Annotated in this window: 24 protein-coding genes; 10 read left to right on the top strand and 14 right to left on the bottom strand. The window is 38.7% G+C overall.

The features are described from left to right. The first annotated feature begins 197 nt into the window (after positions 1 to 197). The 5 genes from G0028_RS15440 to G0028_RS15420 all read left to right on the top strand — a co-directional run bounded on the left by G0028_RS15440 (position 198) and on the right by G0028_RS15420 (position 6,833). On the top strand, positions 198 to 1,148 hold the full coding sequence (locus G0028_RS15440; protein WP_180045622.1) for an SDR family oxidoreductase: 951 nt from the start codon (positions 198 to 200) through the stop codon (positions 1,146 to 1,148). Further along, positions 1,145 to 2,758, top strand: coding sequence for an acyl-CoA carboxylase subunit beta (locus G0028_RS15435; protein WP_180045623.1), 1,614 nt, complete (start codon positions 1,145 to 1,147; stop codon positions 2,756 to 2,758). The genes G0028_RS15440 and G0028_RS15435 overlap by 4 nt, the downstream gene beginning before the upstream one ends. Positions 2,759 to 2,823: 65 nt before the next feature. Beyond that, the gene (locus tag G0028_RS15430; protein ID WP_130074988.1) at positions 2,824 to 3,981 is read left to right on the top strand and encodes an acyl-CoA dehydrogenase family protein; all 1,158 of its coding nucleotides are present in this window, start codon (positions 2,824 to 2,826) and stop codon (positions 3,979 to 3,981) included. 11 nt (positions 3,982 to 3,992) lie between these two features. Continuing rightward, positions 3,993 to 4,829 (top strand): enoyl-CoA hydratase/isomerase family protein, encoded by an 837-nt coding sequence (locus G0028_RS15425; protein ID WP_180045624.1) that lies wholly within the window; start codon positions 3,993 to 3,995, stop codon positions 4,827 to 4,829. A 54-nt stretch (positions 4,830 to 4,883) separates the two neighbouring features. Continuing rightward, a complete protein-coding gene (locus G0028_RS15420) occupies positions 4,884 to 6,833 on the top strand; it encodes an acetyl/propionyl/methylcrotonyl-CoA carboxylase subunit alpha (protein WP_180045625.1) in 1,950 nt (649 codons plus the stop codon). A gap of 58 nt (positions 6,834 to 6,891) precedes the next feature. Here G0028_RS15420 and G0028_RS15415 read toward each other — a convergent pair whose 3' ends face one another. From G0028_RS15415 to rplM, 8 genes are all read right to left on the bottom strand, one after another. Further along, entirely contained in the window at positions 6,892 to 7,305 is a 414-nt protein-coding gene (locus G0028_RS15415; protein WP_130074991.1) for a roadblock/LC7 domain-containing protein, read from the bottom strand. A gap of 10 nt (positions 7,306 to 7,315) precedes the next feature. Next, on the bottom strand, positions 7,316 to 7,849 hold the full coding sequence (locus tag G0028_RS15410; protein ID WP_130074992.1) for a GTP-binding protein: 534 nt from the start codon (positions 7,847 to 7,849) through the stop codon (positions 7,316 to 7,318). A gap of 11 nt (positions 7,850 to 7,860) precedes the next feature. Next, positions 7,861 to 8,838, bottom strand: coding sequence for a hypothetical protein (locus G0028_RS15405; protein ID WP_180045626.1), 978 nt, complete (start codon positions 8,836 to 8,838; stop codon positions 7,861 to 7,863). A 501-nt stretch (positions 8,839 to 9,339) separates the two neighbouring features. After that, on the bottom strand, positions 9,340 to 9,999 hold the full coding sequence (locus G0028_RS15400) for a hypothetical protein (protein ID WP_180045627.1): 660 nt from the start codon (positions 9,997 to 9,999) through the stop codon (positions 9,340 to 9,342). Between the two features lie 16 nt (positions 10,000 to 10,015). Next, a complete protein-coding gene (locus G0028_RS15395; protein WP_130074995.1) occupies positions 10,016 to 10,456 on the bottom strand; it encodes a ClpXP protease specificity-enhancing factor in 441 nt (146 codons plus the stop codon). Positions 10,457 to 10,468: 12 nt separating this feature from the next. Further along, positions 10,469 to 11,122 carry a glutathione S-transferase N-terminal domain-containing protein gene (locus G0028_RS15390; protein WP_130074996.1) on the bottom strand — a complete coding sequence of 218 codons (654 nt, stop codon included), beginning with the start codon at positions 11,120 to 11,122 and terminating at the stop codon, positions 10,469 to 10,471. Between the two features lie 207 nt (positions 11,123 to 11,329). Beyond that, positions 11,330 to 11,716, bottom strand: coding sequence for a 30S ribosomal protein S9 (gene rpsI / locus G0028_RS15385; RefSeq protein WP_068886068.1), 387 nt, complete (start codon positions 11,714 to 11,716; stop codon positions 11,330 to 11,332). Between the two features lie 12 nt (positions 11,717 to 11,728). Beyond that, entirely contained in the window at positions 11,729 to 12,157 is a 429-nt protein-coding gene (gene rplM, locus G0028_RS15380; protein ID WP_004722943.1) for a 50S ribosomal protein L13, read from the bottom strand. Positions 12,158 to 12,541: 384 nt separating this feature from the next. Between rplM and pdxA the strand changes: the two genes are divergently transcribed. From pdxA to G0028_RS15365, 3 genes are read left to right on the top strand one after another with little or no spacing between them, the layout of a single operon-like run. Further along, positions 12,542 to 13,510 (top strand): 4-hydroxythreonine-4-phosphate dehydrogenase PdxA, encoded by a 969-nt coding sequence (gene pdxA, locus G0028_RS15375; RefSeq protein ID WP_373687878.1) that lies wholly within the window; start codon positions 12,542 to 12,544, stop codon positions 13,508 to 13,510. Positions 13,511 to 13,530: 20 nt separating this feature from the next. Then, positions 13,531 to 14,343 carry a 16S rRNA (adenine(1518)-N(6)/adenine(1519)-N(6))-dimethyltransferase RsmA gene (rsmA, locus tag G0028_RS15370; RefSeq protein ID WP_130075001.1) on the top strand — a complete coding sequence of 271 codons (813 nt, stop codon included), beginning with the start codon at positions 13,531 to 13,533 and terminating at the stop codon, positions 14,341 to 14,343. A 3-nt stretch (positions 14,344 to 14,346) separates the two neighbouring features. Continuing rightward, positions 14,347 to 15,204, top strand: a complete 858-nt coding sequence (locus G0028_RS15365) for a symmetrical bis(5'-nucleosyl)-tetraphosphatase (protein WP_180045629.1) — start codon at positions 14,347 to 14,349, stop codon at positions 15,202 to 15,204. A gap of 73 nt (positions 15,205 to 15,277) precedes the next feature. Here the strand turns inward: G0028_RS15365 and G0028_RS15360 are convergent, their stop codons facing one another. From G0028_RS15360 to hflX, 5 genes are all read right to left on the bottom strand, one after another. Continuing rightward, positions 15,278 to 15,727 (bottom strand): DUF2147 domain-containing protein, encoded by a 450-nt coding sequence (locus tag G0028_RS15360; RefSeq protein ID WP_180045630.1) that lies wholly within the window; start codon positions 15,725 to 15,727, stop codon positions 15,278 to 15,280. A gap of 277 nt (positions 15,728 to 16,004) precedes the next feature. Beyond that, the gene (locus G0028_RS15355; protein ID WP_130075004.1) at positions 16,005 to 16,454 is read right to left on the bottom strand and encodes a DUF2147 domain-containing protein; all 450 of its coding nucleotides are present in this window, start codon (positions 16,452 to 16,454) and stop codon (positions 16,005 to 16,007) included. A gap of 223 nt (positions 16,455 to 16,677) precedes the next feature. Next, positions 16,678 to 17,346: an LrgB family protein gene (locus G0028_RS15350; protein WP_180045631.1), complete on the bottom strand. Its 669-nt coding sequence runs from the start codon at positions 17,344 to 17,346 to the stop codon at positions 16,678 to 16,680. A gap of 10 nt (positions 17,347 to 17,356) precedes the next feature. Next, positions 17,357 to 17,728, bottom strand: a complete 372-nt coding sequence (locus G0028_RS15345) for a hypothetical protein (RefSeq protein ID WP_174493668.1) — start codon at positions 17,726 to 17,728, stop codon at positions 17,357 to 17,359. Between the two features lie 45 nt (positions 17,729 to 17,773). Continuing rightward, positions 17,774 to 19,105 (bottom strand): ribosome rescue GTPase HflX, encoded by a 1,332-nt coding sequence (gene hflX / locus G0028_RS15340; protein WP_180045632.1) that lies wholly within the window; start codon positions 19,103 to 19,105, stop codon positions 17,774 to 17,776. 408 nt (positions 19,106 to 19,513) lie between these two features. On the opposite strand from hflX, the gene G0028_RS15335 reads away from it, so the two are divergent. Continuing rightward, positions 19,514 to 20,311 (top strand): lysophospholipid acyltransferase family protein, encoded by a 798-nt coding sequence (locus G0028_RS15335; protein ID WP_130075041.1) that lies wholly within the window; start codon positions 19,514 to 19,516, stop codon positions 20,309 to 20,311. A gap of 69 nt (positions 20,312 to 20,380) precedes the next feature. Here the strand turns inward: G0028_RS15335 and G0028_RS15330 are convergent, their stop codons facing one another. Next, entirely contained in the window at positions 20,381 to 22,015 is a 1,635-nt protein-coding gene (locus G0028_RS15330; protein WP_180045633.1) for a phospholipase D family protein, read from the bottom strand. A 96-nt stretch (positions 22,016 to 22,111) separates the two neighbouring features. On the opposite strand from G0028_RS15330, the gene G0028_RS15325 reads away from it, so the two are divergent. Continuing rightward, the gene (locus G0028_RS15325) at positions 22,112 to 23,122 is read left to right on the top strand and encodes a metallophosphoesterase (RefSeq protein ID WP_130075009.1); all 1,011 of its coding nucleotides are present in this window, start codon (positions 22,112 to 22,114) and stop codon (positions 23,120 to 23,122) included. Positions 23,123 to 23,373 lie beyond the last annotated feature (251 nt).

The following is a 23,373-nucleotide window of genomic DNA, read 5'->3' as shown; positions in this document are numbered from 1 at the left end:
CCTCTCCTGAAAGGAGAGGGAGATCTTTCCAATCATTTTCGTAATGGAAAACTCCTTCTCCCTTTGGGATGAGGACTGAAAGTCCGCAAGGGGATGAGGGGCTTTTAGGAAGTCAAAGAAAACACATTGGAAATAACCTTTCCCTGACCCTCTCCTAAGAGGAGAGGGGATTTAAGAAAATAAATTGGAAATAAAAAATGCATTATCACTCAATATTTAGATCAAATGCTTTTCAGGACAAAGTCGTGATTGTGACAGGTGGTGGCTCAGGCATCGGGCGGTGTACCTCACATGAGTTAGCAGCATTGGGCGCGCAAGTGGTGATCACAGGACGCAAAATTGAAAAATTGGAAAAAGTCAGTGCTGAAATCACGGAAGATGGTGGCAAGGTTCATTTTATCGTTTGTGATAACCGTGAAGAACAGCAAGTCAAAAACATGATTGCCGAAGTGCTTGAAAAATTCGGCAAGCTCGATGGCTTGGTGAATAACGCGGGCGGTCAATTTCCGTCAAATTTAGAAGGCATCTCAGCAAATGGTTTTGATGCAGTGGTACGTAATAACCTGCATTCAACATTTTACTTAATGAAAGAAGCCTATAACCAATGGATGGCAAAACATGGCGGTAGCATTGTCAATATGGCAGCAGACATGTGGGGCGGAATGCCGGGGATGGGGCATTCAGGTGCGGCACGTTCAGGCGTGGATAATTTAACAAAAACGGCTGCGGTGGAATGGGGACGTTCAGGTGTTCGAGTCAACTGTGTTGCACCGGGTTGGATTGTATCATCGGGTATGGACAATTATTCGGGTGATTTTGCCAAATTTATTATTCCAAGTCTTGCTGGTAATGTGCCTTTAAAACGTATGGGTACGGAGTCAGAAATTTCATCGGCAATTGTTTATTTACTTTCAGAAGCAGCAGGTTTTATTTCAGGGGTAACACTACGAGTGGATGGTGCAGCTTCACAAGGTACACGAATGTATCCACTGGCTGATGCAACCAATAGTGTCTCGTTCAATGGTTTCCATCGTGCCTTTATACCAGATGTATTAAAAGATGAGCTTGGAAAAGTAGAGCAACGCTCTACCCAAGCGCAAGAGCAGAAGCAAACACAACACAATAAATCTACAGGGGAAAATTCATGACGATTCTCCAATCTGAAATTGCTGTGGGTAGTGAACAATATGAACAAAATAAGGCAACACTTTTAGCTCAAATTGCCGAAGTTCGTGCTGTGCAAAATAAGAGTATTGAAAAATCTTATGCCGCCAAACCGAAGTTTGATAAACGCGGTAAAATTTTACCGCATGAACGTGTTCGCCTTATTTTAGATGCAGATTCACCTTTTGTAGAACTATGCGGTTTGGTCGGCTATGGCATGCATGATGATAAAGATGGTTCTGATGCAGGTGGGGGAATTCTTGCAGGCATTGGTTTTGTCAGTGGTGTACGCTGTTTAGTCACAGCAAGCAATAGTGCAATTAAAGGGGGCACAATTTCCCCGATGGGTGTCCGTAAAACGCTACGTATCCAAGAAATTGCCATGAAGCAGAAACTTCCTGTCGTGGCTTTAACTGAAAGTGGTGGGGCAAACCTAACCTATGCGGCAGAAGTATTTACTGATGGTGGTAAGACCTTTGCCAATCAAGCACGTATGTCAGCAATGGGTATTCCGCAGATTTCTGTGGTACATGGTAATGCTACAGCAGGCGGTGCCTACCAACCGGGTTTATCGGATTACGTCATTTCAGTGCGTAAAAAGACCGAGATGTTTTTAGCTGGACCACCTTTGTTATTGGCTGCAACAGGTGAAGTGGCAAGTGCTGAAGAATTGGGTGGTGCTGAAATGCATGCTCAAGTTGCAGGTACTGCAGAATATTTAGCTGAAAATGATGCTGATGGTTTACGAATCGCGCGTGAAGTTCTTGAACATTTGAATTGGAAGGAACAAACGCATTCACTGAGTGAAAGTTATAAAGAACCGCGTTATGCCATTGAAGAACTACTGGGCATTATTCCCACTGATCCAAAGCAACCTTTAGAGATGAAAGAGATTATTGCCCGTCTGGTTGATGATTCAGACTTTCTCGAGTTTAAACAAGAATACGACTCACATACGGTATGTGGATGGTCAAAAATCGGTGGCTTGAATGTCGGGATCATAACTAACAATGGTCCAATTACCACACAAGGTGCGGCAAAGGCGGCACAATTTATTCATCTTTGTGAGCAGACACAGCGACCGTTATTATTTTTGCATAACACCACAGGTTTTATGGTGGGAACAGATGCGGAGCAGAACGGTATTATTAAACATGGTTCGAAATTGATCCAAGCAGTAGCTAATTGTACCGTTCCAAAAGTATCTATAGTCGCGCATGGTTCTTATGGTGCAGGAAACTATGCGATGTGTGGTCGCCCTTTAGATCCAGACTTTATTTTTGCATGGCCAAATTCTCATGTCGCCGTGATGGGTTCTGCACAGGCAGGTAAGGTTCTACGTATTGTGGCTGAAGAAAAGCAAAAAGCTGCGGGTATGGAACCCAATGCACAAATGTTAGATTTTCTAGAACAAAGTACAGCGGTCAAATTAGAGCAGCAATCTACGGCTTTATTTAATACGGCCATGCTGCATGATGATGGCATTATTGACCCACGAGACACACGTAAAGTACTTATTTTTCTATTTAAAACAATTTATGAGTCAAGAGCCCGTCAATTGAATGCATCAAAATTTGGCGTATCCAGATTTTAAAAATCAAAAATTGATCGTTGAAAAACGATGATATGGAACATTAAAAATAAATTTAGGACAAAACAATGAAATTTACTCCAGAACATGAAGCACTACGCCGTACCACACGCCAGTTTGTAGAAACTGAACTGAATCCATTCATTCCAACATGGGAAGCGGAAGGGATTTTCCCGATTCACGATGTATTTAAAAAAATGTCAGATTTGGGTTTATTGGGCATTTGTAAGCCTGAAGAAAATGGTGGTTTAGGTTTGGATTATTCTTATAACCTCGTGGTTGCAGAAGAGTTGGGACGAGCAGCATGTGGTGGTGTACCGCTTGCGATTGGTGTGCAAACTGATATGGCAACACCTGCTTTAGCACGTTTTGGCAGTAAAGAATTACGAGATGAATTTTTAACGCCTGCCATTGCGGGTGAATATGTCGCTTCGATTGCAGTTTCAGAAGTGCATGCAGGTTCAGACGTTGCAGCCATCAAAACCACAGCAAAAAAAGACGGTGATGATTACATCATCAACGGAAGCAAGATGTGGATCACCAATTCACTGCAAGCAGATTTCTTCTGTTTACTTGCGAATACATCTGACGATAAACCGCATGTCAATAAATCGATGATTATTGTCCCTGCAAAAAGTGCTGGGATCAGTTTTTCAGAGCCATTAAATAAATTGGGAATGCGTTCAACCACAACTGCTCAAGTCTATTTTGACAATGTCCGTGTTCCACAACGTAACTTGGTGGGTGCTGAAGGCATGGGCTTTATGATGCAGATGATGCAATTCCAAGAGGAACGTATGTGGGCAGCAGCGAATGCCATTGGTGGTTTGGAGCATGTGATTAAACAAACCATTGAATATACCAAAGAGCGAGCTACTTTTGGTCAGCCATTGATTAATAACCAATATGTACATTTCCGTTTTGCAGAAATGATGACGGAAGTCGAAGCTTTACGTGCCTTGACCTATCGTGCCTGTCAGATTCATTTGGAAGGTGGCAATGCCACTGAGATTGCATCTATGGCAAAACTCAAAGCAGGGCGTTTAACCCGTGAAGTGGCTGATAGTTGCTTACAGTTTTGGGGGGGTAATGGTTTTATGTGGGATAACCCTGCGTCGCAACTGTATCGTGATGGTCGTTTAGGTTCAATTGGTGGTGGTGCAGATGAAATCATGCTCGGCATTATTTGTAAATTGATGGATATTTTGCCGTCAAAGCGTAAATAAGGAGAATGCGTATGACACTTTCAGCCGCTCTCACTTCACAACAATTTGATGACAGTATTGAATTGGAACAAGAGGGAAGTATTTTAAGCGTGTGGCTCAACCGACCAGAAAGTCGTAATGCCATGAGTTTAAATATGGTCAAAACTATTCAACAAGTGTTTAAAGCCATTGAAAATGATCTGTCGATCCGTGCGGTGATTCTACGTGGTAAAGGTGGACATTTTTGCGCAGGGGGTGACATCAAAGACATGGCGCAACTGCGTGGCGAAGCTGCCAGTGCAGGTTCAAACCAACCTTATGCAGATTTTAACCGTCAATTTGGCTATATGATTGAACAGGTTGATCAAGCACCACAAACAGTGGTGGCTGTGCTTGAAGGTGCGGTTTTGGGTGGTGGTTTTGGTTTGGCATGTGTGTCTGATATCGCCATTAGTCTTACTGATGCAAAGTTTGGTTTGCCCGAAACAGGTTTGGGCGTCATTCCTGCACAGATTGCGCCTTTTGTGGTGAAACGCATCGGTTTAACGCAAGCACGTCGTTTGGCATTATTGGGCAATCGCTTTGAAGGACAGACAGCGCTTAAAGTGGGGGTGGTGCATGAAGTGGCAGATCATCTTGCCGATTTAGAAATTTTATTGGCTGAAACCATTCAGCAAATCAAACGCACAGCACCGCATGCTTCTCGTGTTACCAAAGCGTTATTGCATCGTACATTGAATGAGCCACTCAACAGTTTGTTGGATGATGCCGCGCAACAATTTGCCAATGCGGTAGGTAGTGAAGAAGGCATGGAAGGTACCATGGCATTTATTCAAAAACGCAATCCAAGTTGGTTTGATGGTGGGTAATTCACATCCAAACTTATAGAACAAAATATAAAACCAAGAATAGGGAAAACGAGAATGGCATTTTCAAAAGTATTGGTGGCGAATCGTGGTGAAATTGCTGTTCGCGTAATGAAAACAGCACGGGCAATGGGTTATGAAACTGTAGCGGTGTATTCCGATGCAGACCGTCATGCACGTCATGTGCAAGTTGCCGATGAAGCTGTATATATCGGAGCTTCAAAAGTTTCAGAATCTTATCTGTCGATTCAAAATATTATCGATGCCTGTAAAAAAACAGGTGCTGATGCAGTCCATCCTGGTTATGGATTTTTGTCTGAAAATACAGAATTTGCAGCCGCATGTGCTGAAAATGGCATCACCTTTATTGGACCACCCGCGCCTGCAATTGAATTGATGGGCAGTAAGCGTCTTTCAAAAATCGCGATGATTCAAGCAGGTGTGCCATGCGTCCCCGGTTATGAGGGCGATCAGCAAAAGATTGAGCATTTAGAACAACAAGCTAATCAAATTGGTTATCCATTGATGGTCAAAGCCTCGGCAGGCGGTGGCGGGCGAGGCATGCGTTTGGTACAAAGCTCAGCGGACATCGTCGAAGCATTGAAAACAGCACGTTCTGAAGCAGAAAATGCCTTTGGTTCAGGTGAGCTCATTCTTGAAAAAGCGGTGATCGCACCACGTCATGTGGAAATTCAAGTCTTTGGTGATACGCATGGTAATTATGTCTATCTCTTTGAGCGTGATTGTTCGATTCAACGTCGTCATCAAAAAGTTGTTGAAGAAGCACCGTGTCCTGTCATGACTGAAACTTTACGTCAGCAAATGGGCGAGGCAGCCGTTGCCGCAGCGCGTTCATGTGATTATGTCGGTGCAGGAACAGTTGAGTTTTTACTTGACCAATCAGGTGAATTTTATTTTTTAGAAATGAATACTCGCTTACAGGTTGAGCATCCTGTAACAGAACTGATTACAGGGCTTGATCTAGTCGAGTGGCAATTGCGTGTTGCTAATGGTGAGACATTACCCTTACAACAATCTGAGTTGACGTTGACAGGTCATGCGATAGAAGTGCGTTTATATGCCGAAGATCCACGTCAGGACTTTTTACCACAAACAGGGCAAGTACAGCGTTGGTTGCCTGCGCATTTACCGAATGTCCGAATTGATCATGGTTTATTGAGCCAAGATGAAATCAGCCCATTCTATGATCCGATGGTGGCAAAAGTCATTGCTTATGGAAAAACTCGTCAGGATGCGATTCGTCTTTTGGCACGAGCAGTCAATGATTGTGTGTTGTTGGGGGTAAATAGCAATAAGCAATTTTTGGTGAATTTATTAAAGCATCCCATTATTGTCCAAGGCGATACCAATACCGCTTTTATCCAAGAATATTTTCAAGATGATGTAAGCTTACATAAGCAAACTTTGGGCTTAGAGCATTTGGCGGTGAGCGCAGCATTATTCACCAATGCCTCAAGCAATCGTAGTTGGAATACAGGGATCGCTTTGTCGTTGCCATTAAAGCTCAAACATGATGATCAACAATTACAGCTTTTGGTGAAACGTGATCAAAATCAGGTTGAAGTTGAAATTTGCGGTCAGATTTTTACAATCCAAGTTCTTGAGCAAACTGCACAAAAATTGATTTACACTGCAAATGGTGTACGCCGTTCAATTGACTATGTTTTGGATGGTCATCGTCTGTATTTAGATGCAGTCAATGGCAATATTAGTATTGAAAATGTTACTTATGCTGTACCTGAAACCTCTGATGTGGCAGGGGATGGCAAGATCCGTGCGCCGATGGATGGTTCAATGATTAATATTTTGGTGAATGTTGGTGATACGGTAACAAAAGGTCAGACTTTAATTGTATTAGAAGCGATGAAAATTCAGCAACAGATTAAATCAGATGGTGATGGTGTTGTTGAGGAAATCATTGCACAAATTGGTCAACAGGTGAAAAAGCGCCAAGTTTTACTAAATATTGCATTTGCTACACAATAAAGATTGATCGAAGCGCAAAATAAAAGCCATTTCACTTGAAATGGCTTTTAAAAATGATTTATGAACTATGTGCTGCAATATTATTGCTCGCTGTTTTTAGATTATAAAGTAATTGTCCTAATAAAATATCTTTTGCGGCTAAAGTGACTAAAACCATGGGATGTTTTGCAGCAGGGACAGCAGTTAAAACTGCTTTACCATTTTCTGCATCAAGCGTAATACTATTACAACCGACCAATTCGATTTCACCTAAAAAAGCGCTTACCATGGCTAAAATAGAACTACTGACAGCTGCAAGTTTGCTTGAGTTATAGGTGTTTTTGCGATACACCGAGCATAATTCAAAACCATCGGTTGAACATGCCATAATGAAATCAATTCCTTTTACATTCATTAAAACATCATGAATTTCGGCTTTGGTAAAATCGATTAATTCATCTGGCGCACTACGTTGTTCAGCGATATTCAGCATTCTATTCTCTCTATAAATATTTAATTTCTAACGTGGTAATAACGGTTTCAAGTAACATGAGCACATCATCTTTTTGGCGAGCATCGACAAAAAATAATGGATAATTCAAATTGTTTTCGATGAGCCAAGTGCGGTATTTGTGGCTAGAAATGTCTGTATTTTTATCTAAATGACTAATACCAATCACAATGTTATCATCATATTTTTTGAAAATATCGACATAATATTGAAGTTCTTCAAGGCTGTTAGGGTTGCTATGGTCAATCAAAATAATGGTGCCTATCGCACCTTGACAGATGACGCCCCACATAAAGTCAAAGCGACCTTGCCCAGGTGTGCCATATAACCCAATTTTGTTCCCATCTTCAAGGGTAATCTCACCATAATCAATACCTACGGTAGTATTAAGTTTCTGATGGCGTTCTTGGTCAGTATTATATGCTTCGGTCGCTAAAACAGGAATTTCAGATAATGCTTTGATCGCTTCGGTTTTTCCTGCCCCCATTGAACCTGCAAAAACAATTTTATATTTTTGAATAATCATCGGTGATGTTCCTAAAAGCCGAATCGACGTTTTAATTTACCGAAAAAGCTACGTAAACCATTCACGTCTTGTTGCTGAGTTTCATTCTTTGTTGTTTGATCAAATTGGCATGCCTTAGCATTGACCAGCTCAGCATTATGTATTGCCAGATTGGCATTGATGAAACGTTGGACAATTTGGATATCGATTCCCAATTTATTTGCCACGTGTTGTACTTCCGCACCTTGAATAAAACAGGCAGAAAGCTGCAAAATTAATTTACGATCTGTACGTGTAGGCTGAGGCCAAAATTTAAGCTTGAAATGTGCGGATGCGTGAGGAAGTATACATAAGTCTGTCGAATTCCACAGTAATTCAAAGAGCCAATTTTCTAAATTCAGTTGTTGTTTACGTGAAACAGCCGAAAAATCCTCAATCGTTGCGGATGCATATTGCAATGAGCCATCGGTATGTGGAAGCATCCGCTTTGGGTTAATCCAAGCAACATGCATATGATGATCAATCACTGCTAAGCTACCAAGCTGATCGAAAAGATGTACTTTTCTTTGTAAATCATGATAAATTTCAGCAATATATTGCACATTTAAAAGAGGAAAATCATGCCGTAAAGGTACTAGAGTTTCGTTTGTTTCTAAAGGCGCTTCCACAACAATATTGTGTCGATCTAAAACATGAGTTTGAATCCAATTCTTTAAAATCTGCGAATCTTGTACAGGTAAAAATAAAGTATTGTCTTGAATTGAGCCTTGGGTCAGATTATCTTTAGATATTTTTAAATATGCTAAATTATTGGAAAAAATAATTTTCTGGATGTTTTCAGTTTCAAAAAAAAATTCATGAATAAAGACAAGGTGAATCTCAGGGTCATTCATTTTACCCCAATGGATGTCAATAGATGATGGAATGACTTCACGTAATTTTGCTTTTAGTTTTTCAGTTGTAATTAAGCCAAGACCTGAAATTGCGATATTGATACGAGCTTTATTCATAATATCACTTTAAGGAAAAGTTAAAAAACGTACAATATCTTGAAATCTAAAATAGTGATAAAACCGTTTACCAACAAATATTCTCATTTAAATAAATATAAACTTATTTAAGAGAATAGTTTCTTTTCTAACCGTTTAACCAACCAAAGCATTGTTAATGTGTCAATGTTTTATTTTGTGTTTTAAGTCACGTTTCTTTGCAGTATGTGATCTTAAGCTACATTTATTTAAAAATCAAAGATATAATATGTATTTATTATATTGAATATAGTATTTAAAGCAATAAAATTTACTGACTATTTTTTTATTTTTCAGTTTAACTGAGTAATGTCTTTTTTTATTTTAGATAAACTCAATATTTTAAAATATTCCAAAATATTTTTGCCGCAAACATAACCAATTTTTGAAAAAATACAATTGTAAAATAAATATAACAACTGCAATGCTGAAATAGAAAATATTGCAGTTGTATATTTCTGAAGTCCTGTAAAAAGAACTCAATTAAGCAAATGCGGATTGTAGTGCTTCAAATAAAATCCAAAGTACCACCAATGCAACAATTGGTTCACAGACTTTTGCCCAAGTTGGATTGATTGTTGTCGCAGGTTTTACAGCTAAAACTTCAGCCTGAGTGTGCTCTTTTTGCGTATTCACCATTTGATTAAACTCCTTCATTGTCTCATCTAATGATAGCTCTTCTTGCATGATAGGTTTAGAACCTATGAGCACTTTTAGGTTATTGGTTGACCAAACCCAATCTTCGGCTTGACCTGAGAGATGTTCTATTTGACCTAAGATTAATTCACGTAGACCTCTTTTGCCAAAACTACCCGTTTCATCTAACTGTTTTAACTCTTTGAGTTGTAACTCCAAAATTTCAATTGTGGCATGTTCTAGGTCAGGTTTCGTGAGTTGTGATTGATTATGTGAGGATGTTGTCAAATGCCGTGCAATTTCTTGCAGATATAAATGATCCACATTTTGAATTTCTTGATAGACCACATCCTCTTTTTGTTCCCAAAGATTAACTAATTTTCCTAAAGTTAATGCATTAATTTCTAATAAATAATTCTTTCTTTCTTCAGGAGGATACTGGTTTAAAAGCTGAGGCTTTTGAATCTTAATCTGCTCAGCAAAGTATTGTACGAGATCAAAAGCCATCGAATGCTCCTTTATTCTATTCTAAAATTCTTAAACTTGGTTTTTTCTTTGGTGTTTCGTCAGTTGTTTCGGATGTCTCTGTAGTATTTGATTTTAAAGCATCTTCATTAATTTGCACATTGGCATATTCGTCAGGATCAAAGAATAAACCTTGTCCATTTTCGCGAGCATACAAACCTAATACTGCATTCATGGGTACATAAATATCTTTAGGCACACCACCAAAACGTGCGGAGAATGTGACGGCATCATTGCTCATATTAAGCATATGTACAGCGTGTGGCACGATATTCAGGACAATTTGACCATCTTGTACAAATTGAGTTGGGACATCGGTATAGGGTTGTGTTGCATCCACTAACAGATAAGGTGTTAGATGATTATCACAAATCCACTCATAAATCGCACGTGCAAGATATGGGCGAGTGGGGGTTAAGTTTAATTCTGGTTCAGACATGAGAAATTTACTCTATTCTTTGGCTAAAAATTCTTGAAAGCGATTCTTTTCTTGAAGGGTCATGGACTTCAAAAAACTAGGTCGATTAAAAATTCTTTGGCAATATAATAAAATTGGACGGCATTGCTGCTTTGGTAACTCAATTCCCATTTGTCTTAACCGTATGAAAATTGGTGCTAACATGCAATCTAAAATTGTAAAGTGTTCAGACATAAAATATGGAAAATGCTGAAACAGAGGCGTTAATGAAATCAATGTATCACGCAATTGTTTTTGTGCTTTTTTCTGTGCATCTATATTTAAGGTGTCTGGATGGCGCAGCATAATGTCTGCGAGTTTGAGCCAATCTTGCTCAAAACGCCAAATATATTGACGTTGTTCAGAACGCGGAGCGGGTGCATCTGCATACAATTTATTTTGACGATAACGGTCATCAATATATTCAGAAATAATCGCCGTATTAAACAGTTTTAAATCATTTTCAATGAGCATGGGCAATTGATTATAAGGATTTAAGCTGGCTAAATCTTCATCATCCTCGTCAACAATAATCAGATTATGTTTAATTTGTTTTTCGGTCAGAACAAAGCGTACCCAATGCGAGCGAAAATCATCTGCATGACTATAAAGTGTAATCCCTTGCAATTGTGTGTTTTCGAGGTTCATATTCCAAAAACTGAGCTGCGTGAATAGGATAGGATACTAAAAATAAGCAATAAAATCACGGATACTTTTATCATGCATTATTTTATCGCTTTTAAAAAATGAATAAAACGGAAATTTAAATGAAAGCAAAGGTCATGATTAGACTCATAATGACCATAAAAAAACCTCGGCATAAGCCGAGGTTTTTTGTCCGATTCGGTAAACGAATTAACGTTTAGAGAATTGAGGACGTTTACGCGCTTTACGTAAACCAAGTTTCTTACGTTCAACTTCACGAGCATCACGAGTAACGAAACCAGCTTGACGAAGAGCAGGTTTTAAAGTTTCGTCAGCAGCGATCAATGCACGAGTAATACCGTGACGGATTGCGCCAGCTTGACCACCGATACCACCACCAGCAACAGTGATGTAAAGGTCATATTTGTTAGTCGCTTCTAAAAGCTCAAGTGGTTGGTTAACAACCATACGTGCAGTTTCACGACCAAAGTACTGTTCAAGAGTACGGTTGTTGATTACGAGTTTACCAGTACCAGCTGATAGGAAAACACGTGCAGTTGCGGTCTTACGGCGACCTGTACCATAATTAGTAGCCATGTGCTGTATCCCTTAGATGTCCAAAACTTGTGGCTGTTGAGCAGTATGTGGATGCTCAGTACCAGCGTACACTTTCATCTTCTTGATCATTGCATAACCAAGAGGACCTTTTGGCAACATGCCTTTTACAGCACGTTCAAAGATTTCTTCTGGTTTGTGAGCAACTAATTTTTCGAAATTAGTTTCACGGATACCACCAGGGAAACCAGTGTGGCGATAGTATTTCTTATCAAGTGATTTTTTACCAGTCACTTGTACTTGTTCAGCATTGATCACAACGATGTAGTCACCAGTGTCAACGTGAGGAGTATAAGAAGTTTTGTGTTTACCGCGTAAACGACGAGCGATTTCAGTCGCAAGGCGACCTAAAGTTTTGCCAGAAGCATCAACAACGTACCAGTCGTGTTGAACTTCAGCAGGCTTAGCGCTGAGAGTTTTCATTAAACCACTACCTATTATAGTTGGTTTGGACTATGGAATCTGTCCAAACAAAAGGAGCGCGAATTCTACCTGAAACCTGAAGAATCCACAATCGAAATCTAATATTTCAAGCGCATTATTATATTGAGTGCTGATTAAAAATGCAAAGCTTAGTTCAAGGTATTTTGTACATGTTCATTGTGAAAGAATGTATTTGGCATGCCTTTAGGAAGGATGAATATTTTTAGATAAAATATTGAGCTGAATTAAAAAATTTAGACTGACATTCAAATCAATACGTTGCTAGTCATAGTGATCTAGATGGAATAGATCAATAAAGTAAAATTTTCAAATGAAAATACTTTTCCCGCTTATAATAAAGCAAATGCAATGGGTGTAATGAAAATGCTTCCTTTATATATCACTAGTGGTGAGCCTGCAGGCATTGGTCCTGATATTTGTCTGAGTCTTGCAGAGCGTGTTGATGAGCGACCAATTGTAGTATTGGCGGATATCAATATGTTGCGTGATCGTGCCGAAATTTTAAAACAAGAGATACAGATCATTGAATATATGGGGCAAAAAGATTCATCCACGCAAGGTCAACTCTATGTTGAGCATGTGCCTTTATATGAAGATGTTGTACTCGGACAATTAAATCCTAAAAATTCAGCCTATGTATTAGAACAATTACATCGTTCAGCCTATTATGCTCTACAAGGTCAAAGCGTTGGGGTAGCCACTGCACCTGTACAAAAGTCAGTGATCAATGATGCTGGGATTCATTTCAGTGGTCATACTGAGTATTATCAAGAATGTGCAGAAGTTGACCGTGTCGTGATGATGTTAGCCACTAAAACATTACGTGTGGCATTGGCAACAACCCATTTAGCACTGCGTGACGTTGCAGATGCGATTACCAAAGAAAGATTACATCAAGTAATCGACATTTTGATTCATGATTTAAAAACCAAATTTAAAATTGAACATCCTAATATTCTGGTGTGTGGGCTTAATCCCCATGCAGGTGAGGGCGGGTATTTAGGGCATGAAGAAATAGATACGATTAACCCTGTGCTTGAAAGCTATCGGCTACAGGGTGTCAACATGAGTTTAAGTCTACCTGCTGATACTTTATTTACCCCTGAGCATTTAAAAGATGCTGATGCAGTATTGGCAATGTATCACGATCAGGGTTTACCTGTGTTAAAATCACAAGGATTCGGTGAAGCGATTAATATTACTTTAGGCTTACCATTTATTCGTACCTCTGTCGATCACGGTACAGCACTCTCCCTTGCAGGCACAGGACAGGCAAAAAGTTCTAGCTTAAATGTTGCTGTTGACCTTGCACTTGATTTGGCAAGACACTAATTCACGTTGGAAAATATTTTATGTATCAAATTAATGCCTTAAACCCAAAAGATGAAGGGCATCACACGCGGAAGCGTTTTGGACAAAACTTTTTACACGACCAACGTGTGATTGCCAAAATTGTACGTTCTGTTGCACCGCGTTCAGGGGACAATATTGTTGAAATTGGTCCCGGTCTTGCGGCATTAACATCGCCTTTGATTGGTGAATGCGATGCTTTGACTGTGGTTGAGCTTGACCGTGATTTGGCGGCAGGTTTACCGGGTCGAGTACCTCATCCTGAACGTTTGACCATTATTGAAACTGATGCCTTGAAATATGATTTCACTGAACTTTTTCAGGAAAATCGTCCTTTACGCGTGGTGGGGAATCTCCCTTATAATATTTCAACTCCGCTTTTATTCCATCTCTTAGAGTTTGGTGACAAAGTCAAAGACATGCATTTTATGCTGCAAAAAGAAGTGGTTGATCGTATTACTGCTTCGCCAAATACGAAAGAATATGGACGTTTGTCTGTCATGATTCAGTATTTTTGTAAGCCAACATTTTTATTTGAAGTGCCGCCAGGTTCATTCAATCCACCACCTAAAGTCACCTCTGCGGTATTTCGTTTGGAACCTTATGCCAATAAACCAATTGTGGCGAAAAATGAAAAAGCATTGGCTCGTTTAGTTTCTCATGTCTTTACTCAGCGCCGTAAAACTTTACGTAATAGTTTAAAAGGTATGCTTGTTGAAAATGGTTTTGAAAATGCAGGTGTAGATCCAATGGCGCGCCCTGAAACTTTAACATTGGCACAATTCGTTGCTTTGTCTGATCAAATGGTGGCTTAACTGATGACCCGTGCAATTCGATATAACTATGTGATTGGTGATGTACAAGGCTGTTTTGAAGCTTTGAAAATGTTGCTAAAAGAAATCCAATTTGATTCAGATCAAGATTTTATTTGGTTCGCAGGTGATCTGATTGCACGTGGTGAAAACTCAGTGGGTGCGATTCGTTTTATCAAGAAATTGTGTGAGCGTGGTGCAGCTGCAACAGTATTGGGAAATCATGATCTAAATCTTTTGGCTGTCGCACGTGGCATTAAAAAACTCAAAGAAAAAGATCGTATTGACGATGTGATTCATGCGCTTGAAAGTGATGAGTTGATTGAATGGTTACGACGACAACCTTTGTGTTTATTTCCGAATGATCAGACCATTTTAACTCATGCAGGAATTCCACATATTTGGGATGCAGCTCAAACAGCTCAATATGCCAAAGAAGTTGAGGCGGTAATTTCGCATGAGGATTTTGCTGTTTTAGATGCGTTCTTACAAGAGATGTATGGCGCTGAACCTGATGTCTGGTCAGAGGATTTACAAGGTCAAGCTCGCCTACGTTGTATCACCAATTATTTGACTCGTATGCGTTTAACTGACGTACAAGGACGTTTAGAGTTTAGTTTTAAAGATGCTTTGGATGAGCCGATGCCTAAAGGTTTTCAACCTTGGTTTGACTATGCGTCAAAGGCTGCGCAAACACATCAAATCATTTTTGGGCATTGGGCTGCATTACAAGGTAAAACCATCAGTCAACCCAATCAGAAACAGATTCAAAATGTAGATGGTGGTTGTGTTTGGGGGCATCAATTAATTGCTTATCGTTTGGAAGATAAACAAAGCTTTAAAGTTGATAATCCAATGTTTTAACCACAATTAATCAGATCAAAATGAAAAAATGAAGCCATCTTTTGAGATGGCTTCATTTTATTTTTAAGTATGATTATTCAACACGTACCCAAGTTTGACTACGTCCTAAAATAGATGTTCCTAAGTAACCTCTTAAGCGTAACATTTTACCAGTTTGGTTTAATTTGGCTTTTAGGCGATATACTTTTCCTGTTAAAGGATCAATGATTTTACCCTGATCATAATCTTTGTCTTGAATATGTTTTAACCCTGTAATGAGGTTTAAACCTAATACAGGTTTATTGGTATAGGGTGCAGGACAGTTCACACATAATTCTTTTGGTGTATAACCAGGTCGAGGTGTAATTTTAATAATCGTTCCCGTATAAGCACCAGTACTGTCTTTTTTAAATGCAATTTGTGCTTTGGCTTCACCTGACTGATCATCAATTTGTTGCCATATGCCTGTAATATCCTGTGCAAAGAGGCTAGAGTGGGTGCAAAGTCCGATTAATAGTGCAGCAATTTTTATTTGAATTTTCATCTTACTTTCCTTGATATAAAAATTCATTGATGTAAATATCCCACGATATTTCAGCAATTTTTTGTGTATATTTCAAGTGTTGAAAGTACACTAAAATATATTGAAGTTGCCAATGAAAGTACGAAATGAATATAGGATGAAGAATTGATATAAAAGGTAGTCACTATTATTTTGAGTTGAATAATATGAAAGTAAACGATCCATATAAATATCCTTGTTTATATGGATTTAAAAAATAATGTTTAACTACTTTTGCTGCTTGATAGAACCTGCAAGATTAATTTATACGTATCCATGTTTGACTACGTCCAATGGTCGAAAAGCCATAATAGCCACGAATATTCAACTTACTTCCATTTTGTGAAAGCTTTGCTTTTAGGCTGTATAAACGACCACTGTTTGGATCTAAAATTTTGCCATTTTCATATTCATAGTCATTGATACGTTTTAAGTTGGTAATTGCTTTCAGACCCAAAATAGGCTTGTTGGTATAGGGTGCAGGGCAGTTGACGCATATTTCTTTAGGTTGATAACCGACACGTGGCGTCACTTTGGTAATGATGCCGTAATATGTGCCATTTTGATCTTTTTTAATTTCTACAATGCCTTTAGGCGAGCCTGTTTTATCGTCAATGCTTTGCCAAGACCCTGTAATATCTTGTGCAAAAATTGTGCTACTTAGACAAGTTAGAAGACACGCTGCAATCCAATTTACTGTATTTTTCATGATATTTTTCTCTTTTACATTGTATTTTCAATTGTTGAATAAAGACACAATTTATAGGGTGAGTTTGCCATATTTATTAAATATTGAGCAATTACTATTTAAAAAATATGATTTATTTCACAATATTTTATCAAAAGTGACATTTTTTGTTAATTTATAAAAATGAAAACGAACGTAAAAAAAGAGATTGTATAGAAACAATCTCTTTTAAATGAATTATTCATTATTGAATAAATAAGATAAAACTAGGTAGCCAAATGGCAGTGAAGACTGCATTCACTGCCATACCAAAGGCAGCATATCGACCAGCAACTGCGCCACGTTGCCAAGCTTGCGCTGTTCCAATCGCGTGTGCAGCCAAGCCGAGTGCTAAGCCAGATGCACGCTCATCATTGATATTGCGAAGGATAATTGAGGAAAATGCAGCCCCAATCACCCCAGATAAAATCACAATCAAAATTACCATGGACACAGGTGAATGTAGAAGTGTAGCAATATTAATGGCAATAGGGGTGGTCACTGCACGTGTTGCAAATGCCATGATGGTGGGTTCAGACATGTGGAGTAAATACGCTAAACCCATAGGTAAAGCCACAGCACTGATACTCGCAAAAACCAAAATGCCTACGACAGATTTAATCGGTAAGTCATCATAACGCATGGCTGCTAAAGGGATGGCAAGCGCAACAGTGACATAACCTAACAGATGACTGAAAATCCCATTCATTTGGGTATTATATTGTTCATACGGAATTTTAAAGATCATTAAAATACCAATGACAAAGAACATGGCAATGACCAATAAAGGGACTTGTGGAAATTTTTTGTTGATTGGTTTAGCTGCCAAATATGCGGTAAGCGTAATCAAAAATCCTGTTAAAATACTGAGCATTGTCATCTCCTTATAACCATTTTTTTGCCATTTTTGCATAGACCCAAAGTGGAATAAGGGTACTGACAAACATGACTAATAAAAATAAAGGGATTTCTTTGCCCATGCTCACAAGCATCAGTAATGAACCTGCACAAATGGGTAGAAAAGCAAAACCACTTTCCTTCATGAGTTTGTTGTTGGTGTCAACTAAGCGAGATGGAATTTTTTTAAATCGACGCCAAATGATGAGAATCAGTAAAAGACTCAGTAAGCCTGTGAGGTTGCCGAGTTCAGGATGATTAAATTGCCTCATGATCCACACTGAGGCTTCTCGAAAGAAAATGATCAGGGCGATGGTGGCGATCCATGCGAGCCAATCTATATTTTTGAACAAGTCCATGCTATTTTTTAATCAACTTAATTTATCTTTCACGTTTTAACTCATTCAGCGCTTAATTTCAAATTCTTCTAAAGGTCTTGCAAACTGTTGTGCTTTATCACCTAAAATTTGATCGATTGGTAAATGTGCTTGTTTAATGAGTTGTTCAAGTTTATAGGGTGCAATATTTACTTCTAAAAGTAATTGACCATTTTCATCGTAATTTTCAGATTGAATTACATTCAGGGCATAAAGTTGATTACGTAATTTGCCATATTCAGGTTTCAGGACAAGGTGAAAATTTTGGAGCTGTCCCATTAAACATTCTTGTACCGCTTTACGCAGTAAGTCTAAACCTTGTCCTGTATGTGCAGAGACATACACTCGGTCAGGTTGGTGAGGTCGCGCATAAATGATTTTGGCATCTTCACCCGATTGGTCAATTTTGTTATACACTTTTAAAATAGGGACATCGACGCCAATTTCTTTGAGTACAATTTCTACCGCCTCAATTTGCTCAAGCATATCAGGGCTACTCGAATCAATCACATGCAGCAGTAGACTGGCTTGTAAGGTTTCTTCGAGGGTCGCTTTAAAAGATTCAACGAGGGCATGAGCAAGATTACGGACAAAACCTACGGTATCAGCAAGGACTAATGTCCCGATGCCATCCCAATCTAAGCGTCGGAGTGTCGGGTCAAGGGTGGCAAATAATTGGTCTGCAGCATAGACATCGCTATTTGCTAGAATATTGAATAATGTCGATTTTCCTGCATTGGTATAGCCGACCAAAGACACGGTTGGAATAGCTGCTTTTTGTCGTGCTGCTCGTCCTTGGCTACGTGTTTTACGCACTTTTTCTAAACGATCTTTGAGTTGATCCATACGAATACGTAATAAACGGCGATCTGTTTCTAAAATCGTTTCACCTGGACCACGCAGCCCGATCCCCCCTTTTTGACTGTCGAGGTTACTGTGACGGCGAACAAGGCGAGATGAAAGGTGATCAAGCTGAGCCAATTCAACTTGGAGTTTGCCTTCATGGGTACGGGCACGTTGTGCAAAAATATCTAAGATTAGACCTGTGCGGTCAATCACACGACATTTTAAAATATTTTCTAAATTACGTTCTTGTGCAGGGGAAAGGGCATGATCAAAAATGACCAATTCAATGTCTAAAGCTTCAACTTGTACTGCAATTTCTTCAGCTTTGCCTGAGCCGATAAAGAACTTAGGGTCAGGTTTAATGCGTTGCACATGCAAATGTTCTAAAATTTCTGCACCTGCGGATTTGGCTAATAATCGAAATTCCTCATGATCGATATCATCTAAAATTTGTACGGCGACACTGACTAAGATTGTTCGTTCATTGATTGGTGTTCGATTTGCATATTCCACAGATATTTAGACTCTCAAATAGATTGATTTCAATCCATTCTAAAGTAATTTCTGATAAAAAATGCAGTTATTGTCAAAGAAGTGCAATAAAAATTTTAGAGAGTAGAACCAAACTGCCACAATATAAAACAACATAACCCAGTAGTTTTCTAAATGAAAATTTGAGGTCAAGATGCTGTGAAATAGTGCTATTTTTACTGAGTTGCATTTGCTTTTTATGCCTTCTTTTTGATCACTTAATGGTTGAATTTTAGAATAAACAGGTGTAGATAAAAATGAGCTTAAGTTATCTAATTGTTGTGTTTATATGATCAATGCAACTTCTTGTATATGTGGTATACAATACGTACAAATGAATTTGATTAATACTGATTTTAGTGAGCAACTATGCCGCAACAACAGACAAATATGACCTTACCGTCAGACGCAACTAAGAAATTAAATCTATTTTCGAAAACTTTTTTATATAGCAAAAAACTCATCAAAGGCACAGCAGTTGTCTCAGAAGGTTTCTATTTGGTTTTTCGCCATCAACTCTATAAAGATCCCAATAATTCGAATAATACACGTTATGTGCAGTATTTCTGTCGCCGTCTTGCCGAGGTTTTTAATGTCGATGTTCATGTGCATGGGACAATTCCACGCGAGCCTGCTTTATGGGTAAGTAATCATATTTCATGGTTAGATATCGCCGTTTTAGGCTCAGGTGCACGGGTGTTCTTTTTGGCAAAGGCTGAAATTGAAAATTGGCCGATTTTGGGCACTTTGGCAAAAGGGGGCGGCACACTCTTTATTAAGCGTGGTTCAGGCGATTCGATTCGTATTCGTGAACAGATCGCAAAATTTTTAAGTCAAAATGTGCCTGTGTTATTTTTCCCTGAAGCGACCACAACAGATGGTACACGAGTAAAGAAAGTGCATGGACGTATTTTGGGCGCAGCGATTGAAGCGCAAAAACCTGTGCAAGCTTGTGTGATTTGTTATGTAAATCAACAAGGTCAATTAGACACAGTTGTGCCCTTTATTGGCGAAGAAACATTTATCGATAATGTTCAAGCTGTATTAGAAATGCCAAAAGTGACCGCACATTTACGTGCGTTACCGTTGATTTCTACGGAAGGGCATACGGTGGAAACCTTGACGAAATTGGTTCAGGAAAAGATGCAAGAAGGTTTGGCTCAGTTGCAAAAAGAAGTGTTGGGTTAGCTTTTAGCGCATGCGATTAAAAAATCTGATTGATCGCTCAATCAGATTTTTTTAGTACATCTTTTATTTTTACATGAAGCCTTCAATTGGCAACCATGAAATAATTTTCACACCTGCTTTTTGCCACCATTTCATTTTTGGTTCTTTACGAATGGTCCGAATTTCGGTCGGTGTGGTACGAACCCAGTGAATTTTTTGTTGCGAGTTCAGCACCAATTTATAGGCATATTTAGTCAGGTTTTTATCCATGGTTGAATGTACAGCCTGTGCTAAGGATGGACTATTTAAAATCACGCCAATTTCAGTATTTAGATTGGCAGAGCGTGGATCAAAATTAAAAGAACCAATAAAGACTTGTTTATCATCTAATGCCATGAGTTTGGCGTGTAGGCTAGAACGACTTAAACCTTTTAAACTCACTTTGGTTTCTTTGGAGAGCTTTTTAATATTTTCATCGAGTTCTTGTTCAGGAATTGCAGGTAAAAACTCATATAACTCCACACCATTTTTCAGTAAGTTTTCTCGATATTTTGCATAGAATGCATGGACTAAAGCAACATCATTGGCTTTAAATGAATTGGTGAGTACACGAACTTGTACGCCTTTTTGTGCCAATTCAATCAGGCGCTCTTCACCTTCTTTTTGTGGCACGAAATAAGCAGAAACAAGATCTACACTTTGTTCAGGTTTTTCTAAATGCGTCAGCATTTGAAAGTTGAGATGTTCTTCTTTTTTTGCTTTAGATTTAATTTTGTCAGGAGCATCTTTAATGACTTCTGCTTTGACCCAATCGAGCTGAATGTGGTGATTTAACCAATTGTCAAAATCATGAGAATGTGAACTGAGGTTCATATAATTTTGCGTGGTGATTTCTTCATAATGTTGGGTCAGTTGTTGTTTGAGTCCTTCATAACGCAAGGTATATTTTTTGTGGCTAACAATGTCACGCACAGGAAAAGCATATTCGTGGTTCCAATATTCATCAAAAGAGTGATTAATATCTTCAACCGCTTTACCGACCAACATGACATCAACATCAGAGAACTGATAATTGTCGCTGATATTGTAATATTGGTTACTCATATTTCGTCCACCAATCAAACTAATTTGTTGGTCGGCAGTAAAGGTTTTATTGTGCATACGGCGATTGATACGTTTTAAATCGATCACCATGTCAAGTGGGCGAAATGAACGAAAGCGGTAGGGGTTAAACAGTTTGACATCAATATTAGAGTGTTGGTCGAGTGCTAAATAAATCGCTTCCATGTTTTGTGCGTTATTATCATCGACCAATAAGCGAACTTTGACTCCCCGATCCGCAGCTTGAATGATTTTATACAGTGCCAATGAACCGATCTTGTCATTGTCCCAAATATAATATTGTAAATCTAAAGTTTTTTCAGCTTTATCAATCAGATGAATACGTGCGGCAATCGCATCAAAAGGGTCGTATAAAACATGAAAACCTGTGAGATCAGGATTTTGTGCTTTTAAAGGGTTAATGAGTTGTGCCAAAGTCGTTTGATCTGTCGGCGTGTCTTTAGCATAAACGGGAGTGATGGGGTGTTGCTGTGTAGGTAGGGTATTACACGCAGGCAAACCACATACGATAATGGCAGAAAGTAGCACCATTTTTGTATTAAAAATCTTAAGTTTGTGATGCTGTTGGTACTTTTGTCGTATCGGATTTGTGGTTTGCGTCATAATTTAATCTAAGAATTCACAGAGCTAGAGTATAATTGCCAATGTTGAAAAGATAAATAAAGTTAATCGGCGTTAGTCGCCTTTTTGAGATTCAGTATGTGGATGACAGATTCAATCATTTTTTACTTTTTCCTCTGCTTTGCCTTGGTTGCAATTTGGGGGGTGGCACAGGCTTGGATTAGTCAATCACGTACCGAAACGATTCATCCCTTTAAATCTTTCGTCCATTTGCTCGCATTCTACCTATCTTATTTATTATTTCCGTTGTTCTTTTTTAGTTTGTATGCAGGTTGGGTTGAATATTTCTCATTGCATGAAAGTATTTTTGTTTTCTTGTTATCGAGTTTATTGATTTATGCACGTTTTATTGAACCACATTTGGTTCGTGTTGATTATCAACATTATAAATTAAGTCCTGATCAGGCTTTTCAACGACCTTTTAAAGTGGCATTGATTGCAGACTTACATATTGGTTTATTTTCAGGACATGAGCGTCAACTCAAAATTATTGTTAAAAAAATTAATGCAGAGCAGCCTGATATTGTCGTAGTTGCAGGTGATTGGACGTATGAGCCTGAAAATAAACTCGCTGAAGAATTGGCTGTTTTGAAAGAGATTCAAGCCCCTATTTATTCAGTCAATGGTAATCATGATGAGCAATATCCTGGCCCACCGATTCAAGATTTATTAGCCCATGCTTTACAGGTGAATAATGTCATTGATATTGAAGGGCAGATGGTTGAGTTTGACGATTTTCGTTTGATTGGGGTAGGGGATTTGTGGGCAGGTAAAACCGATATGCGCAGTATGCCGTTATTACCACAAGATAAACCTTGGCTGATTTTGTCACATAACCCTGATACGGTTGATATGGTGCCCAAGTTACCCACACGTCCTTTAATGCTAGCAGGGCATACGCATGGGGGACAGGTGCAATTACCTTGGCTGACCAGTTATATCATGAAAAAAGTATCGATTTTGGGGCATAAAAGAGGTTTGTATCAGCATGAAAATGCAGCTGTGTTTGTCAGTGTTGGTACGGGGATGGTGGGCGTGCCTTTTCGTTTTTGTGTGCCGCCAACCATTGATATTATTGAGTTGAGTTAATATCTAAAGTTTTAGCAGAGAATGTTTGGATCAGGATTATCCTCCGAAATTTGTCGCAGAATATTTTGTTGTGTAAAGACTAAAAAGCAGCAACAACATGAAAGTTAGGACGTTCGGTGTTGACTTAAATAGATCATTTAAAAGCTAAGTTATTTTTTATTTTATTCAGCATTGAGTGTTTTTTATCTTATTTGTTATTCATGATCTTAGTTGAAAAAAATTAAAGTAAATAAAAAGCCTGCATAGTTGCA

This window comes from Acinetobacter piscicola, assembly GCF_015218165.1.
GTDB lineage: Bacteria > Pseudomonadota > Gammaproteobacteria > Pseudomonadales > Moraxellaceae > Acinetobacter > Acinetobacter piscicola_A.
Note: the sequence above shows the minus strand (reverse complement) of the source record. Positions and strands in the feature narration are given on the sequence as shown.

Coding starts and splice junctions, on each gene's coding strand:
- G0028_RS15440 (WP_180045622.1), top strand. CDS start 198: ATGCATTATCACTCAATATTTAGATCAAATGCTTTTCAGGACAAAGTC.
- G0028_RS15435 (WP_180045623.1), top strand. CDS start 1,145: ATGACGATTCTCCAATCTGAAATTGCTGTGGGTAGTGAACAATATGAA.
- G0028_RS15430 (WP_130074988.1), top strand. CDS start 2,824: ATGAAATTTACTCCAGAACATGAAGCACTACGCCGTACCACACGCCAG.
- G0028_RS15425 (WP_180045624.1), top strand. CDS start 3,993: ATGACACTTTCAGCCGCTCTCACTTCACAACAATTTGATGACAGTATT.
- G0028_RS15420 (WP_180045625.1), top strand. CDS start 4,884: ATGGCATTTTCAAAAGTATTGGTGGCGAATCGTGGTGAAATTGCTGTT.
- G0028_RS15415 (WP_130074991.1), bottom strand. CDS start 7,305: ATGCTGAATATCGCTGAACAACGTAGTGCGCCAGATGAATTAATCGAT.
- G0028_RS15410 (WP_130074992.1), bottom strand. CDS start 7,849: ATGATTATTCAAAAATATAAAATTGTTTTTGCAGGTTCAATGGGGGCA.
- G0028_RS15405 (WP_180045626.1), bottom strand. CDS start 8,838: ATGAATAAAGCTCGTATCAATATCGCAATTTCAGGTCTTGGCTTAATT.
- G0028_RS15400 (WP_180045627.1), bottom strand. CDS start 9,999: ATGGCTTTTGATCTCGTACAATACTTTGCTGAGCAGATTAAGATTCAA.
- G0028_RS15395 (WP_130074995.1), bottom strand. CDS start 10,456: ATGTCTGAACCAGAATTAAACTTAACCCCCACTCGCCCATATCTTGCA.
- G0028_RS15390 (WP_130074996.1), bottom strand. CDS start 11,122: ATGAACCTCGAAAACACACAATTGCAAGGGATTACACTTTATAGTCAT.
- rpsI (WP_068886068.1), bottom strand. CDS start 11,716: ATGGCTACTAATTATGGTACAGGTCGCCGTAAGACCGCAACTGCACGT.
- rplM (WP_004722943.1), bottom strand. CDS start 12,157: ATGAAAACTCTCAGCGCTAAGCCTGCTGAAGTTCAACACGACTGGTAC.
- pdxA (WP_373687878.1), top strand. CDS start 12,542: ATGCTTCCTTTATATATCACTAGTGGTGAGCCTGCAGGCATTGGTCCT.
- rsmA (WP_130075001.1), top strand. CDS start 13,531: ATGTATCAAATTAATGCCTTAAACCCAAAAGATGAAGGGCATCACACG.
- G0028_RS15365 (WP_180045629.1), top strand. CDS start 14,347: ATGACCCGTGCAATTCGATATAACTATGTGATTGGTGATGTACAAGGC.
- G0028_RS15360 (WP_180045630.1), bottom strand. CDS start 15,727: ATGAAAATTCAAATAAAAATTGCTGCACTATTAATCGGACTTTGCACC.
- G0028_RS15355 (WP_130075004.1), bottom strand. CDS start 16,454: ATGAAAAATACAGTAAATTGGATTGCAGCGTGTCTTCTAACTTGTCTA.
- G0028_RS15350 (WP_180045631.1), bottom strand. CDS start 17,346: ATGCTCAGTATTTTAACAGGATTTTTGATTACGCTTACCGCATATTTG.
- G0028_RS15345 (WP_174493668.1), bottom strand. CDS start 17,728: ATGGACTTGTTCAAAAATATAGATTGGCTCGCATGGATCGCCACCATC.
- G0028_RS15335 (WP_130075041.1), top strand. CDS start 19,514: ATGACCTTACCGTCAGACGCAACTAAGAAATTAAATCTATTTTCGAAA.
- G0028_RS15330 (WP_180045633.1), bottom strand. CDS start 22,015: ATGACGCAAACCACAAATCCGATACGACAAAAGTACCAACAGCATCAC.
- G0028_RS15325 (WP_130075009.1), top strand. CDS start 22,112: ATGTGGATGACAGATTCAATCATTTTTTACTTTTTCCTCTGCTTTGCC.